The 15,466-nt window shown below is 54.1% G+C and carries 17 protein-coding genes and 1 riboswitch; of the genes, 2 read left to right on the forward strand and 15 right to left on the reverse strand.

The genetic code is table 11. The annotated features are described in order from the left end of the window. The first annotated feature begins 20 nt into the window (after positions 1 to 20). The gene (locus BN1190_RS03825) at positions 21 to 350 is read left to right on the forward strand and encodes a YuzD family protein (RefSeq protein WP_040285715.1); all 330 of its coding nucleotides are present in this window, start codon (positions 21 to 23) and stop codon (positions 348 to 350) included. A gap of 70 nt (positions 351 to 420) precedes the next feature. Here BN1190_RS03825 and BN1190_RS03830 read toward each other — a convergent pair whose 3' ends face one another. Continuing rightward, positions 421 to 1,485, reverse strand: a complete 1,065-nt coding sequence (locus tag BN1190_RS03830; RefSeq protein ID WP_040285716.1) for an NAD(P)/FAD-dependent oxidoreductase — start codon at positions 1,483 to 1,485, stop codon at positions 421 to 423. 139 nt (positions 1,486 to 1,624) lie between these two features. Between BN1190_RS03830 and BN1190_RS03835 the strand changes: the two genes are divergently transcribed. Further along, positions 1,625 to 1,861 carry a YuzB family protein gene (locus BN1190_RS03835; RefSeq protein WP_040285992.1) on the forward strand — a complete coding sequence of 79 codons (237 nt, stop codon included), beginning with the start codon at positions 1,625 to 1,627 and terminating at the stop codon, positions 1,859 to 1,861. Between the two features lie 76 nt (positions 1,862 to 1,937). Here BN1190_RS03835 and BN1190_RS03840 read toward each other — a convergent pair whose 3' ends face one another. The 14 genes from BN1190_RS03840 to BN1190_RS03905 form a co-directional block, all read right to left on the reverse strand. Next, positions 1,938 to 2,714 carry a TIGR01457 family HAD-type hydrolase gene (locus BN1190_RS03840; protein ID WP_040285717.1) on the reverse strand — a complete coding sequence of 259 codons (777 nt, stop codon included), beginning with the start codon at positions 2,712 to 2,714 and terminating at the stop codon, positions 1,938 to 1,940. Continuing rightward, positions 2,701 to 3,165, reverse strand: coding sequence for a DUF86 domain-containing protein (locus tag BN1190_RS03845; protein ID WP_040285718.1), 465 nt, complete (start codon positions 3,163 to 3,165; stop codon positions 2,701 to 2,703). The genes BN1190_RS03840 and BN1190_RS03845 overlap by 14 nt, the downstream gene beginning before the upstream one ends. An 80-nt stretch (positions 3,166 to 3,245) precedes the next feature. After that, complete coding sequence (locus BN1190_RS03850; protein ID WP_040285719.1) at positions 3,246 to 3,605, reverse strand: YutD family protein; 360 nt, start codon at positions 3,603 to 3,605, stop codon at positions 3,246 to 3,248. 6 nt (positions 3,606 to 3,611) lie between these two features. Continuing rightward, positions 3,612 to 4,559, reverse strand: coding sequence for a lipoyl synthase (gene lipA, locus BN1190_RS03855; RefSeq protein WP_040285993.1), 948 nt, complete (start codon positions 4,557 to 4,559; stop codon positions 3,612 to 3,614). A gap of 153 nt (positions 4,560 to 4,712) precedes the next feature. Further along, a complete protein-coding gene (locus BN1190_RS03860; RefSeq protein ID WP_040285994.1) occupies positions 4,713 to 5,420 on the reverse strand; it encodes an ABC transporter ATP-binding protein in 708 nt (235 codons plus the stop codon). A 2-nt stretch (positions 5,421 to 5,422) separates the two neighbouring features. Beyond that, positions 5,423 to 6,199, reverse strand: coding sequence for an ABC transporter ATP-binding protein (locus BN1190_RS03865; protein WP_040285720.1), 777 nt, complete (start codon positions 6,197 to 6,199; stop codon positions 5,423 to 5,425). After that, positions 6,189 to 7,139 (reverse strand): branched-chain amino acid ABC transporter permease, encoded by a 951-nt coding sequence (locus BN1190_RS03870; protein WP_040285995.1) that lies wholly within the window; start codon positions 7,137 to 7,139, stop codon positions 6,189 to 6,191. Before BN1190_RS03870 ends, BN1190_RS03865 begins: the two co-directional genes overlap by 11 nt. A gap of 13 nt (positions 7,140 to 7,152) precedes the next feature. Further along, entirely contained in the window at positions 7,153 to 8,028 is an 876-nt protein-coding gene (locus BN1190_RS03875; protein WP_040285721.1) for a branched-chain amino acid ABC transporter permease, read from the reverse strand. 77 nt (positions 8,029 to 8,105) lie between these two features. Next, on the reverse strand, positions 8,106 to 9,296 hold the full coding sequence (locus BN1190_RS03880) for an ABC transporter substrate-binding protein (RefSeq protein WP_040285722.1): 1,191 nt from the start codon (positions 9,294 to 9,296) through the stop codon (positions 8,106 to 8,108). 291 nt (positions 9,297 to 9,587) lie between these two features. Continuing rightward, entirely contained in the window at positions 9,588 to 11,165 is a 1,578-nt protein-coding gene (locus BN1190_RS03885) for a Na+/H+ antiporter NhaC family protein (protein ID WP_040285723.1), read from the reverse strand. Between the two features lie 128 nt (positions 11,166 to 11,293). Next, positions 11,294 to 11,473, reverse strand: a riboswitch (Lysine riboswitch). Positions 11,474 to 11,527: 54 nt separating this feature from the next. Then, a complete protein-coding gene (yunB, locus tag BN1190_RS03890) occupies positions 11,528 to 12,295 on the reverse strand; it encodes a sporulation protein YunB (protein WP_040285724.1) in 768 nt (255 codons plus the stop codon). Positions 12,296 to 12,345: 50 nt separating this feature from the next. Then, complete coding sequence (locus BN1190_RS03895; RefSeq protein WP_040285725.1) at positions 12,346 to 13,719, reverse strand: bifunctional metallophosphatase/5'-nucleotidase; 1,374 nt, start codon at positions 13,717 to 13,719, stop codon at positions 12,346 to 12,348. After that, a complete protein-coding gene (locus tag BN1190_RS03900) occupies positions 13,716 to 14,540 on the reverse strand; it encodes a sulfite exporter TauE/SafE family protein (RefSeq protein WP_040285726.1) in 825 nt (274 codons plus the stop codon). The genes BN1190_RS03895 and BN1190_RS03900 overlap by 4 nt, the downstream gene beginning before the upstream one ends. A gap of 2 nt (positions 14,541 to 14,542) precedes the next feature. Then, positions 14,543 to 15,403, reverse strand: coding sequence for a DUF72 domain-containing protein (locus BN1190_RS03905; protein ID WP_040285727.1), 861 nt, complete (start codon positions 15,401 to 15,403; stop codon positions 14,543 to 14,545). Between the last annotated feature and the right edge of the window lie 63 nt (positions 15,404 to 15,466).

Genomic DNA, 15,466 nt, shown 5'->3' on the forward strand with positions numbered 1-15,466 from the left:
AGAATCAGGAGGCGTTGTTGATGGAGACAAAACATGTCCTAGTTGAAGTATACGGTGCAGAGGTGGTCTGTGCAAGCTGCGTGAACGCACCGACCTCGAAAGATACGTATGAATGGCTCGATGCCGCAATCCGGAGGAAATATCCAGATCAGCCATTTGAAATAGTATATATCGATATCGATTCTGTCATTACGGATGCTCGGCAGGCCGATATTGCCGCCAAGGTGCAAGATGATGAGTACTTCTATCCGCTTGTTCTTGTCAATGAGGAAGTGGTCGGCGAAGGACACATCCAGCTGAAGCGGGTGTACCGGGAACTCGAGAAGAACGGTTACATCCCTGCCGGCTGAGTGATAATCGCGAATTTATAAATGAGAACAAAAAATCGCACGCTGCCGGCCGGCACGTGCGATTTTCTCTTCAGCCGTTATGCCATTTGTACATCCAGAGAACACCCGATTTCAGCAGCCGGGCGATCCTGCCTGTGACAGTGCGGTCAGCGAGATAGGCGAATCCCTGCTTCTTGCCGAGCGATCCCATGAATCCTTTCAGCTTGATATCCGGCATCGTGTCCGGCAGTTTTTCCCCATTCCACGTGTGGCGGAGCACCGTGACGATCTGTTCCGCCTGACCTTCTGCCAGCTGCGCGCTCGGCGCATGCGGGAGTGAGGCGATATCACCGACTGCATACACGTCTTCACGGCCCGGTATCTGATGATACTGATTGAGCACAACACGGTTGGACTTGTCTTTTTCGACATCGAGGTCACGAACCACTTTTGTCGGCTGGATGCCGGCAGTCCAGACGACTGCGTCGACTTCGATGCGGTCCTCGTGATTGAACAGGCGGTTTTCTTCCACCCTTGTAATGTTGGAGTTTGCAATGACGTCGACATCGTGCTTGTCGAACCAGCTCTGGATGAAATTACTCAGGCGCTCCGGAAAATCACGCAGGATCCGGGGACCGCGGTCGAACAGTTTGATGTTCAGATCCGAACGGCTTTCCCGCAGCTCGCTTGCCAGTTCTATTCCGCTGAGTCCCGCGCCGACGATCGCGACGGTGGCACCGCCGCTCAAGTTCAGCAGTTTCCTGTACGTTTCCCGGGACTGGCCGATCGTCTGGATGCTCGATGTATACTCTTGTGCACCCGGGACGTCATGGTAGTTGTCTTCACAGCCGAGTCCGATGACCAGCTGATCATAGGGCACTTTCCTTCCATCTGCGAGCAGGACGCATTTCTCATCCAACTCGATGGATGCAATTTCGCCTTCCGTCACTTTGAGCCGTTCGTGGGTCGGCAGCTGGACACGCACATCGCTGTCAGGGACTGTGCCGGAAGCGAGGGCATAGAATTCCGTTTTCAAGCTGTGGAAGGAGGTGCGGTCAACGAGCGTCACCTCGACATCTTCGGGCAGATTGCTGAGGATCCGGCTCAGGATTCTCATATTGCCGTATCCGGCGCCCAATAATACTAGTTTCTTCATAATAGTCTCCTTTGCCTGAGAGATTTCCGATCGTTCTTCATTCCTGAGTATAACAGTTTGTGACTTCCTTCACAATAAGGCAAGTGTTTTGACGGCTTCGGGAAAAAAGAGTACCATCGGATAAGGTGAGGTGATGGATGTGAACCCGATAGTGGAGTTCTGCATCAGTAATTTAGCGAATGGTTCTCAAGAAACCCTCGAGACGCTCGAAAGGGATCCGAATATCGACGTACTGGAATACGGCTGTCTCAGCTATTGTACACTTTGTGCAGAGTCGCTGTATGCCCTGGTGAATGGTGAAGTCGTCGAGGGGGACAGTCCCGCCGAGCTGACGGAAAATATTTATCAGTTCATCGAAGAGAACCCTCTTTTTTAATAGAACAAATGGAGAAGGCTGTCCTGCCGGGTCGTTGTTGCGACCTTACAGGACAGCCTTTTCAATTGTACGGCCTTCAGAATAACTGATGATCTTTCCAGTCGGCAAGTGATTTGAATACATGCGTAGGCTGTTCAGGTTTGCTGAGGACGAGCTCACGCGGTGTAACACCGCCTTCAAGATGGATCGTATCGATGCCGTACCGGATGCCCGACAGAATATCCGTATCATAATTATCACCGATCATGATCATCTCATCTTTCCGGACACCGCTCTCCTGGCGGATGAATTCCAGCATATATGATTCCGGTTTGCCGACGATGACCGGCGCCACACCTGTGGAGGACCGGACCAGTTCGGCAAACGCCCCGTTCCCCGGAACGAGCCCTTCTTTGCCAGGCACGGACAAATCTCCATTCGTCGCGATGAATTCAGCACCTGCCCGGATGGAAAGGCAGGCATCCGCAAGCTTGTCATACGTAATGCCGTGATCGATTCCCATGACCACCACGTCTCCGCCCCGGCTGACGGTCCGGATGCCCTTCTCCGCAAGCGCCTCTTCCAGCCCTGCTTCCCCGATCATCTGGATGGTCCTGCCGTGCAGCTCCCGTGCGCAGTATTCAGCAGCGGCAATGGCGGACGTCATAATATGCGATTCATCCGTCTCGATACCGAATGCCGCAAGCTTCCGAACGATCTGTTCGCGGGTATGCGAAGAATTGTTCGTGATGAAATACGCATCGGCTGAAGTGCCTGCCAGCGACTTGAGGAACGCGACCGATTCTTCGATCGGCTCGTTCTCTTTATAGACAGTGCCGTCCAGGTCGAAACAAACCGCCTTATAATGTGTCACTGGATGACTCCTCCGGAAGGAACGCGGACACAGGCCCGAGCTCGTTTTCGAGATAGGTCAGCACCCGCTCCGGGAACCGCTTGAGTGCCGGCAGGCTGCCTTCAAGTGTCTTCGTCACTGCGTCGAGATCGACGTGCGTGAAATCGCGGACAAGCATTTTGCGCAGGCCGATCACGTCTTTCAGCGGCCGGTCCATGTCAGGATCGATGACTTTCTCGTCGTTCATGATATCGATGATGTCATCATAGCTGCCGGGATCCCGCATGATGAAACCGTCGATCATCGAATTGCCGACATCGATGACGGATTCGATTACACTCTGGGCGATTCGTTCCAATGCAAGTTTCTTTAGGGAGCTGTCCTGCCAGCCGCTCTCCGATGAAAACTGAGTGAGCAATTCTTCCATATAGCCCAGTGTTTCACTGATCTTCTTCCTGTCGATAAAATACATACAGACGCCTCCAGTGTGTAAGTTTCTCTGCCACAGCAAACAGGCGCCGCCGAAGTTTCTGACTGACGCCTGCCGATCGATCATGAAGTTTTCTTAGTTGTCTCCGCAGGTCCGTCCTTCGGCTGCTGGGATGCATCCGGCTGCTCTTTCTTCACTTTGCCGATTTTCTTCAGGACGAAGTGCGCACAGCCGAAATTGCAGTACTCGTACAGATAGTCCTGAAGTGTACTTATTTTGGTTTCGTAGGTGGCCTTCGAACTGCGGTCATCGAAGAACCCTTTGAGCCGCAGCTGGCCATATCCCCAGTCACCGAGAATATAATCGTACTTGGACAGTATTTCGCTGTATCGGCTTTCCAACGCTTCACTATTGAACCCGTCACGGTGATTTTCGATCACTTCGAATTCAACCTGATCCAGCGTAATCCGCTGTTCTGTCATGCTGACTCAGCCTTTCACCGTCAAGGACTCCAGTTCCTCTTCGCCCTTGCGCTGGCGTTCCTTTGCCGCGCTGTTCACCTGTTCGTCCGCATGGTAGCTGGAACGCACGAGCGGACCGGACTGGCAGTGGGAGAAGCCTTTGCTCATCGCGATATCGAAGAGCTGCCTGAATTCCTTTGGCGTATAATATTTTTGGACAGCCAGATGTTTTTTCGTCGGCTGCAAGTATTGCCCGATCGTCATGATGTCCACACCGTTTGCACGGAGGTCATCCATCGTTTCGATGATCTCTTCCCATGTTTCACCGACACCGAGCATGATCGAAGACTTGGTCGGAATATCCGGATGCATTTCCTTTGCCCGGCGCAGCAGTTCGAGCGACCGGTCGTATTTCGCACGCGCCCGCACCCGCGGCGTCATCCGTCTCACCGTTTCGATGTTATGGTTGAGTATATCCGGCTTCGCATCCATCAGGCGCTTGATGTTGTCATACTCCCCGCCCATATCGGAAGGGAGCACTTCCACTGTCGTGAACGGATTCTTTCTCCGGATCGCACGGATGGTCTCCGCGAACACCCCGGATCCGCCGTCTTTCTGATCGTCCCGCGCAACCGCCGTCACAACGACGTGCTTCAGATTCATGAGCGCGACCGAGTCCGCGACCCGCTCCGGTTCTGCCAGATCCAGTTCGGTCGGCAGACCTGTTTTCACCGCACAGAAACGGCAGGCCCGTGTGCACGTATCCCCGAGGATCATGAACGTAGCTGTTCGCCGTTCCCCCCAGCATTCATGGATGTTCGGACAGCGTGCTTCCTCACAGACCGTATGCAGATTCTTTTCACGCATCAGCTTCTTCAGATCTGTATAGTTTTCATTCGTGTTCAGTTTGATTTTCAGCCAATCCGGTTTCCGGATGTGCTCTTTTTTCGTTCCCGTCCCAGGTGTGCAAGACATCGTGACATCGACTCCATTCCCTTTAAACATTTTCAGAATTCCCGCTTCAGTAAATGTACCATACTATCCGGCGGCGGACAACATACCGGACAGCGGGCTGCATGAGAAAAAGCACCCTGCGCAAGGGTGCTCTCCGCCGTTTTCCTTCTATCGTCAATGTCCTCCGAGATAGGCGTTCCTGACCTCTTCACTCGACTGCAGTTCTTCTGCCGTCCCGGACAGGATCACCCGTCCGGTCTCGATGACGTAGCCCCGGTCCGCAATCGATAATGCCAAGTGGGCGTTCTGCTCAACGAGCAGGATGGTCGTCCCGGCATCATTAATATCTTTGACCGTTTCGAAGATCGTTTTCACCATGAGCGGCGCAAGGCCCATCGACGGCTCGTCGAGCAGCAGCAATTTCGGTCTTGCCATGATGGCACGGCCCATCGCAAGCATCTGCTGCTCGCCGCCGGACAGTGTCCCTGCCGACTGCTTGCGGCGTTCGTACAATCTCGGGAAGATGTCGTACACTTTCTTGTAATCCTTCCCGATTTCCCCTTTGTCCTTGCGGAGGAACGCGCCGAGTTCAATATTCTCCTCCACGGACATTTCCGCGAATACCCGCCGCCCTTCCGGCACCTGCGACACTCCCATCTTGACGATGGACTGCGCAGGCTTCCCCTGGATGGCGGACCCGGTATACTCGATCGTCCCCTGTTTCGGTTTCAGCAGGCCGGACACCGTTTTCAGGAGAGTGCTCTTCCCTGCTCCGTTCGCGCCGATCAATGTGACGATCTCCCCTTCGTTCACCTCGAGCGAGACGCCTTTCAATGCATGGATGCTGCCGTAGTAGACATTCAGATCCTGGATGCTCAGCATGCTCATACGACTTCCTCCCCCAAATACGCTTCGATGACTTTCGGATTGTTCCGGATCTCAGCAGGCGTCCCTTCCGCGAGCAGCACACCGTGGTCCAGTACATAGATCCGTTCACAGATGCCCATGACCAGGTTCATGTCATGCTCGATCAGCAGGATGGTCAGCCCGAATTCCTTGCGGATGAACGCAATCAGATCCATCAGTTCCTTCGTTTCGAACGGGTTCATGCCCGCAGCCGGTTCGTCGAGCAGCAGCAGCTTCGGATTGGCCGCCAGCGCCCGTGCGATTTCCAGCCGGCGCTGTTTCCCGTACGGCAGGTTCATCGCCTTTTCGTCCTTATACTGGTCGAGTTCGAAAATCTTCAGGAACTCCATCGCCTTCTCTTCCATTTCATGTTCACTTTTGAAATAAGGCGGCAGCCGGAGCATGGAACTGAGTACGGAATCCTTGGCCAGCGAATGGTAGGCCACTTTCACGTTATTCAGGACGGACAGTTCGTCGAACAGCCGGATATTCTGGAACGTCCGGCTCATGCCGAGTCGCGTCACTTTGAACGGCGGCAGGCCGTTGATCTTCTTCCCGTCGAAAAAGATCTCCCCTTCAGTCGGTACATAAACGCCCGTCAGCAAGTTGAAACTCGTCGTCTTGCCGGCCCCGTTCGGACCGATCAGACCGACCAGTTCCCCTTTATGGATTTTCATATCGAATCCGGAAACAGCTTTCAAGCCGCCGAATTGGATGCCGGTATTCTGGACATCCAGTAAGATGTCACTGCTCATGCTGCCGTCCTCCCTTCGGCCGCATCCACATCTTCAAGTAATCGGTGAATTCCAGCTTGCCCATCAGCCCTTTCGGCCGGTAGAGCATGACGATGATCAGAACGAGACTGTAAAGGATCATCCGGGTTTCCGGGAAATCCTGCAGGAATGTCGAGACGACCGTCAGCAGGATAGTTGCCACGATCGCCCCTGACAGACTGCCAAGACCGCCCAGCACGACATAGATCAGAATATCGATCGATTTCAGGAACCCGAAGTTCGCTGGCTGGATAATATAGAAGTTATGCGCATAGAGCGCACCTGCCACGCCTGCAAAGAACGAGCCGATTGCAAATGCGAGTACCTTGTAGTACGTCGTGTTGATGCCCATCGCGTCAGCGGCGATTTCATTTTCCCTGACTGCGATGCAGGCCCGCCCATGCCTGGAATTTGTGAAGTTCACGATGACGAGGATCGTCACGAAGAGGCAGATGAATGTATAGGTCCACGTCGTCAGGTGGGTGACCTGCATTCCGGCCGCGCCGCCGACGTAATCGATGTTGAGGAACACGATCCGGATGATCTCCGCGAACCCGAGCGTGGCGATGGCCAGATAGTCTCCGCGCAGACGCAGACTCGGAATCCCGACGACGAGCCCGGCAAGCGCTGCGGCGATGCCGCCGATCAGGATGGCAGCGACGAACGGCAGGTCGAGTTTCATCGTCATGATCGCGGCGACGTACGCGCCGACCGCCAGGAATCCCGCATGGCCGAGGGAAAACTGTCCGGTGATACCGATGACGAGGTGCAGGCTGACCGCAAGCATGATATTTATTCCCATGAAGATAAGTGTATTGGAGTAGAAATTATTCAGGAAGCCTCCGCTGATCGCAAACTGGACAGCCGCATAGAAGACGATCGCCAGTCCGGCAAACACCCAGAACTGCTTAGATTTTTTCATCATTTCCTTTCACCTACACTTTCTCTCTTGTGTGTTTGCCGAAGATGCCGGAAGGCTTGAAGATCAGGATCAGAATCAGGATGATGAAGGCCGCCGCATCGCGCCACAGGGAGAACCCGAGCGCGCTGACAACCGTTTCCACGACACCGAGGACAAGTCCGCCTGCGACAGCACCCGGGATGATGCCGATCCCTCCGAGCACCGCAGCGACAAACGCCTTCAAACCCGGGATAACACCCATCAGCGGATCGATCTTCGTGTAATAGATTCCGAAGATGACACCTGCCGCGCCGGCAAGCGCCGATCCGATCGCAAACGTTGCGGAAATCGTGTTATCCACGTTGATGCCCATCAGTTTTGCAGCTTCCGCATCGTAGGAGACAGCGCGCATCGCTTTCCCGATCTTGGTCTTATGTACAACGAACTGCAAGATGATCATCAGGACAACAGAGACTGACAGAATCAGGATCGCCTGTGTACTGATCTGTGCGCCGAACAAATTGAATGTCTTATTCGCGAACACTTCCGGGTATGCAGCAGGCTGTGCGCCCCGGATGTAGATCACTCCGTTCTGAATGAGCAGGGACACGCCGATCGCCGTGATGAGCGCCGCAATCCGTGTTGCGTTTCGCAGACGCTTATACGCGACACGTTCTATGATGACGCCAATCACCGCACAGATCGCCATCGACAGGAGCAGTGCCGGAAAGAAGCTCAGGCCCCATCCGGTAATAGAAATGTAACCGATGAATGCGCCGATCATGAACACTTCGCCGTGCGCGAAGTTGATCAGCTTGATAATGCCGTACACCATCGTATAGCCGAGCGCAATAAGCGCATAGATACTGCCTAACGAAATGCCGTTGATGAGCTGCTGCAGCCATTCCATGAAGTCTCACTCCTTATTTCTCATCTGACTTCCATCCAAAAAAAGAAGGGGGAGGGAGTTCCCCCGCCCCCCTGATATTACGGATTCACCTTCGTATTGAACACTTGCTCGCCATCTTTGTATTCAAGGATGGTGGCCGATTTGACAGGATGGTGATTTTCATCGACGGAATACGTACCGGTTACGAGATCCAGTCCGTCCGTCTTTTCGAGTGCCTCTTTGATTTTCGTGGAATCTGCGCTGCCTGCCCGCTCAATTGCATCTTTCAGCAGGTACACCGTATCATAGCCGAGCGCATTGAAGGCATCCGGGGACTTGCCGTATTTCTCATTGAACTTATCGTTGAATGCTTTTACGGCTCCATCCGGGTCATCAGCTGAGTAGTGGTTCGTCGTGAATGTATTGTTGAGCGCATCCGCGCCTGCCAGATCCAGCAGTGTCGGAGAATCCCAGCCATCGGCGCCCATGAGCGGAACGTCGATGCCCATTTCACGCGCCTGCTTGACGATCAGTCCGACTTCTTCGTAATAGCCCGGGATGAAGATGAATTCAGGGTTCGCGGATTTGATACGTGTCAGTGTCGAACGGAAGTCCGAGTCTTTCGCTACATAGGACTCTTCCGCGATCACTTTCCCGCCAGCCTTCTCAAAGTCCTCTTTGAATGAAGCGGCCAGGCCTTTCGAATAGTCGCTCGAGTTGTCCGCATAGATGGCGACATTCTTCACGCCTAAGTCGTTATATGCGAAGTTCGCTGCGACAGTCCCCTGGAAAGGATCGATGAACGATGTCCGGAAAACATATTCGTTCACGTCGCCCTTTTCATTGACCGTGACGGTCGGGCTTGTGCCGGACGGACTGATGAGCGGTGTCTTATTGTCATTGGCGATCTGTGCCTGTGCGACTGTCGCACCGCTCGTTGCAGCCCCGATGATGACGGATACGTTTTCCTGTGTTGTCAGTTTGATAGCTGCGTTCGTTGCTTCCGCAGCATCGGACTTGTTATCGATTTTGACGAGCTTGATCTTTTGGCCGTCGATTCCGCCGTCGTCGTTGATTTCATCGACCGCCAGCTGGATGCCGTCCGCTTCGGATGTCCCATACGAGGCGACCGCTCCCGACAATTCGAGGTTCACACCTACCTTGATGTCGCCGCCGTCTTTCGAACCGGAAGCGCTGCCCTTATCTCCGTCTCCGTCTGAACAGCCGGCCAGGAGACCGACGCCAAGCGTCATTGCTGCCAGTAAACTCCATGCTCTTTTGAATTTCATTTCTCTTCCCCCTTATTTTTAACTATTCTGAAATTTGGACAGAAAGCAAAACACAAGGCGGATCAGCAGATTGTCTGCCGGCCGTTTCTGTCTGTAACCCTATTCTAGAACAAACTTCTAATTCAGTCTATACAAATTTTCATAATCTTATTACAAGATTGATAAATCAGCATTATCCCGTCATTCCTGTCCTCTGGATAATGGGAACTATTTCTAAATAACTAGTTGATGAATTCCAGGAAACAAGAAAAAAGGTATCCCCCACAACTATGGAAGAATACCTTTCACCTATTATTCAGCTGCAGGAGCCACTGCATTCTGACGGGACCGCATCGTCCAGAAAGTGAACAGGACTGCAAGGATGATCACGACAGCGATGAGGCCTATCCAGATCGAACCGGTCAGACCGAGCACGATATACCCTCCTGTTGCAATCCCCGCTGCGACAAGTGCATACGGCAGCTGTGTGGCAACATGGTCGATATGGTTGCTGCCAGCCCCTGTGGACGACAGGATCGTCGTATCGGAGATCGGCGAACAATGGTCACCGAACACTGCGCCCGCAAGCACTGCAGACAGCGCCGGCAGAAGCAGCTCAGGTGCAGCATTCACCATGATCGTCCCTGCTATCGGCAGCAGGATTCCGAACGACCCCCACGACGTGCCTGTCGAGAATGCCATCAGGCCGGCCAGGACAAACAATACGACCGGCAGGAAGCCGACGGGAATATTCGACTTCGAGACGGCTTCGGACAGGAACAGCCCAGTCTCCAGCAGGTCGATGAGATGCGTCAGCGACCAGGCCAGGATCAGGATCAGCACAGCCGGCAACATCGCTTTCACGCCGCTGACGAACGCTCTGCCGATCAGGCCGGCGGAAGCGGTCTCATTCACCTTGAACTGTGCGGCGTACAGGATGATCGCTGCAAGTATGCCGGCAGCACCGCCGAAGACCAGTGACAGAGGTACATCCGTATTTTCGAAAATCGTCCAGAGGTTGAGTTCCCCGCCGATCCGGAATCCCGTCACGATCATCGCTGTCAGAGTGACGGCCACCAGTGTGACAATCGGGGCGACTAGATCGCGCACATGACCGTGGGCATGCTCGGGAAACTCGTCTTTCAACTGTCCCGGTATCTCTTTTTCAGGATCGAACAGCTGGCCTGTTTCCTCTGCCCGTCTTTCGTGTTTCTTCATGGTGAAGAAATCGACATTCGTCCAGGCGAAGAAGAAGACCATGGCGAGTGTAGCGAGAGCATAGAAGTTCATAGGGGCCATCAGCAGGAAGGCCCCAAGCGGTGAATAGTTCACTGCTGTAGTTGTCGCCAGGATCAGCGTCAGCTGTCCGATCAGGAATGCCCCCCAGCTCGAAACCGGGGAAATGACGCAGACCGGGGCGGATGTCGAGTCGATGAAGTATGCGAGTTTTGCGCGTGAAATCTGATGGCGGTCGGTGATCGGCCGTGCAATCTGCCCGACTGCCAGTGCGTTGAAGTAGTCATCCACGAAGATGGCGATCCCGACAGCGACTGTCAGCAGTTTCGCACTCCGCCGCGTCCGGATGCGTTTCACAGCCCATTCGGCAAATGCCCGGCTGCCGCCTGACAGGCTGACGAGCGCGGTGATGACGCCGAGAAAGAGGATGAACACCATGATGTAAATATTGTACGTATTAAGTGCGCCATCGTCCCAGAAGGAGACAGCCAGTGCTTTTCCGAGCTGCATAGCCGTTTCCCCCGGTGCGAACGATGCGACGAGCAGCGCAGCCGACAAAATTCCTGCGCTCAGTGACAGCAGGACCCGCTTCGTTGTCAACACCATGACAATCGCAATTACGGGCGGCAGAATCGAAAGCCAAGTACCGATCATTCCAATTTCCTCCTTTGTTTTCGGGTATGCGGGAAAACAAAAAGCCGGCACCCGCTCACTTGTGAAAGTGTACCGGGCACCGGCTGTCTACATGTCGTTTGTTTGATAATCACGTTCGTTATCCAACTGACGATTGTAGCTCATCACGGACAATATAACGTCCATGACAGTGCCATTCCTGTTCGAAATGACCCCAACCGCAATGGAGATGACCTCCATACGGCTTCGGCAAAACTTCCTTTTTCACATGGTCTTCAACGTCACTCTCGCATGTGATACTCATAAGCAATGCAGCCTCTACCCTATCGAATATGATATTACCTTTTCAGCATACCAGATAGTGAAGGGACATGCAAGGGAGCTTACGGAGCATTCGTGTCGCCCATCGGCACTTCGATATTAGCCGGACTCTGTCCCCCCTTCGTGTAGATTTGAGGTACGACTCCCTGGATGATGCCGATCGCCACTGGGAAGGAATGCTCGACAGTACTCTGTTTTGTCGCCACCGGGATGATGATTTCAACATTGACTTCCAGGATTATGTTCACTTCCATATACACGTTGTTAATGCCGTATTCCGTGATTTTCGTATCGATATTGCCATGGACATCACCGATGATATGGAAACGGATCGGTATTTTCGGGCCAAGATTACCGAGCAGCGGAATGCCCGCCACCTGCCCGATCGGCACGAAAAAGACGACCCCGCCGTGTTTCTCCATTTCCTCAGTGTCAAAGTCGATCCCTTCCCCGTCCGGCAGCATTGCCAGATCTCCGGATTCCGCCCGGTCCAGATGCTCCTCCACAAGCTCATGGATCTCCGCCATGATCTGACTGATCGTCTCGGCATCGACTTTCATCGTCACGGTCTCTTTTGAATCGTTCGGGATATTGATGAGCACATCATTGACATCCAGGACACTGTCCGACCTGGATTGGATCGCCTGGCTGATGACGTGCGCCGCTATTTTACGTGTCTGCACCTCAGCATATTTCATGTAGACGGGTGTCAGTTTGGCATTCAGATAATAGAAACTGAAGACGATCGCCACCACTAACGACGGCAGGAGGATTTTGAGCCATCTGCCTTTCGATTTCTTCCGCTTCGGAACTTGCGTATGGAATCTCAAAAAGGCAGCACCTCCTTTTCATATCCTATGAAAGGGGGGTGCTGCCTATGTCAGTTTCCAAGCTGCCTGCCATACCAGCCGGCGATATCCCGGATCAGTTCAGGGACGAGATAATCGATCTTTTCGGACTTCATGTCCGGGTAGAAGAAGCCGAATGTGAACATGTCCAGGGTGGCCAGCTTATAGGTTCTATCCATCCGGACACGCTCGCTCCCTATGTACAGCAGGCCGTCTTCCATTGAAAGCCGGGTCTGGATCATGGCCCCCATCATCGTGCCCCGGAAGCCGAGCCCTCTCACTTCCGTACGGATCCATGAAGGATCATCCGAAATGATCCAATACTCGAGCAGTGCCCGGCCGGTCACCGTCATGACACAGGCATTGATGGGATGCGGCAGAACGCGGTGCAGATCGCGCAGCGTCACATCCCCTTCCGGCAGGCTCCCGAGAAACAGACCGGCATTGAATAGTGCGCAGTCCGCACCTGTATACGCCAGCAGCGCCCTTCCGAAGAAATCCGACAGGCCGCTCGGACCCGACAGATTCTGGCTGAGCGGACACGGGGACTTGAACACAGTTTCATCAAGCAGTTCCTCACCCGCCTGCAGGAAAAGTCCGAACGCCCGCTCCGCTGCCGGCGGAGCATTCAGCTGTTCAGCCGGTATGACGGCAGCTACCCTGTCCGTGATTTGTCCGGCTTCCAGCGTGATGCACATATGGCCGACATACTGCCCGTATTTGCCGGTGGCGGCGAGAAGGGTAGTTCCTTCCCATTCACCGCGCAGGAACAGGTGATGAGTGTGTGCACCGAGGATGACATCGATGTCCCCCGTCTCCGCTGCAAGTTTTCTGTCTTCATGGATCCCCAGATGGGACAGGCAGATGACCACATCGGATGTTTCTTTCAGCTGTTCCGCGAGTGTCTTCAGGATGGGCAGTGGCTCACTGACAGCCCAGCCGAGCTTCCCGTAGAAGGCTTCATAGACCGCTGTCGCCGCGATGACGGCAACTGAAGTGCCCTGTGCTGTCTCGTATTGTTCATAAGGGACTGCCCACTCCAGCGGACGGCCGCCCGCTTCCGACAGGTTTGCGACGATGACATCGAACGCCGCGTCATCGTACAGATGTGCAAGATCTTCCGGAGGCAGTGTGATCCCTTCATTGTTGCCGATCGTAACCGCATCGTAGCGGGCCCGGTTCAGCAATTCGGTATTCCCTTTCCCATGTGTCGCTTCCGTGAAAGGGTGCGAGCGGTCCACGAAGTCCCCGAGATCGAACACGAAGACCGATTCTCCAGCCAGCTCATGCTGTTTGCGCTGCTGGAGCAGATACTCGTGGATGCCCGGCCAGTTGTCAAAATGGCTGTGTACATCATTCGTATGATAGATATGGATCGTTTCCGTTTTCTGTGTAATGCCGATCATCCCCAGATTCCGTCAATGATTGAATTGACCCCGAACAGCAGAAGCAATATACGCAATACGACAACGAGCGCTTCGGAGCTCAGCTTCTTATTCAGCATCGAACCGACCGTGCCGCCGATATAGGCGCCCGGAATGACTGCGAGCGAATACAGCCAGGGCACATGGCCGAGATAGATATGCGTCCCTGAATTCACAAGCGCGGACAGGAACACCATGAGCATCGATGTGCCGACCGCCACGTGGGGCGGGAACAGGAACAGCAGGATCATTCCCGGCACGAGCATCGCTCCGCCGCCGATCCCGAAAAGACCTGACGTCAGGCCGATGAAAAAGGTGAATACGAGTGCGAACCAGATGGGATACCCGTACACATGGTCCTGACCCTGCGGATCGGTGAATGTGATCGGTTTGCCATGGTCGACGAACCAGCGGATCGGTTTTAAATATTTTTTCACAAGCAGAAGTGCCGCCAGGAAGATCAGCAGCAGCCCAAAATAGATATTGAATGAATTCAGATCGAGCCCTCTGTTGAAAAAGGCACCGACAATTGTCCCGGGAACACTCCCGGCGAAAAAGATGAGTCCGCTGCGGTAATCGACGGTCTTCGCTTTCAAGTGATACAGCGTGGACGACAGCCCGTTGAACACCATCATGATGACGGACATGCCGACGACCGTCTGCGGCGTCACATGCGGAATCCACCCGAGATCAATGCCGACGAGCAGTGTCACCGGCACGAAGATCGTCCCGCCGCCGAGCCCGACGAGCGAGCCGACGACGCCCGACAGCATGCCGATGGCAATGAGCAAAATATATTCCATTCCTATTCCCCCTCAAAGATGTCGAGCTGCTTCGGGGCAAGGTCTTCGAAGGAGAGGCCGAGCATCTGCTGGAACTGTTTCGCATTCCCGGCAGCATGCCCGCCTGAATTATTGTTGAAGATGACTGCCGTATACGCCGCGTGCTCAGACGCCTGCTCCACAGCCGCCTGGATCTCCTGTAGCTCCCGATCATTGTAATCATACAAATAGCGGACTTTCCGCCAGGCTTCCCGGCTGCCGCCAGGGTTTTTCCAGCCGGCGAGATTGCGTCCATGCAGCCGTACCATCGCCTTATCCGGATGCGTCACCCGGGGGATGAACGGCACACTGCCTTCCCCGGCCTGCGGTTCGTCGGTGATGACGTGGATCAGTTTGTTGTCGGACAGGAACTTGAACGTCTTTTCCCGCAGCTGCTCCGAATACCAGGACTGGTGCCTGAACTCGACAGCCAGATCGAACCCTTCCAGCTGCCCGCATATGTATCGTATTTCCTCGACATGCTCTTTGACACAATCGAACCAAGGCGGGAACTGTATGAGGATCATCGACAGCTTGTCCGCTTCCTCGAGCGGCTGCAATGACAGACGGAACAGCCGGAACATTTCCTCCTTCGATTCATACGGCAGCTCCCCGCGCAGATGACCGGTCATCCCCTGATACGCTTTGACGATGAACTGGAAATGATCCGGCGTCTCCCGTATCCATTTCCGGATATTGCGCTCCGGCTGAATCGCGTAAAATGTAGAGTCCAGCTCCACGATCGGAAAATGCGCGCTGTAATCGATCAGTTTGTCTTTGGCGGATGAGGTCGGTGCATAGACATCCGGATGGTCGCCCCAGCCCGTCAGGCCGATTTCTATCATGAGAATCCCTCCATTCTTGTCTTGTTCCTTACCCGTATCATATCATAACTAGTCGTCCTGGCC

The sequence above is a fragment of the Sporosarcina koreensis genome (assembly GCF_000826145.2).
In the GTDB taxonomy this organism is placed as follows: Bacteria; Bacillota; Bacilli; order Bacillales_A; family Planococcaceae; genus Sporosarcina; species Sporosarcina trichiuri.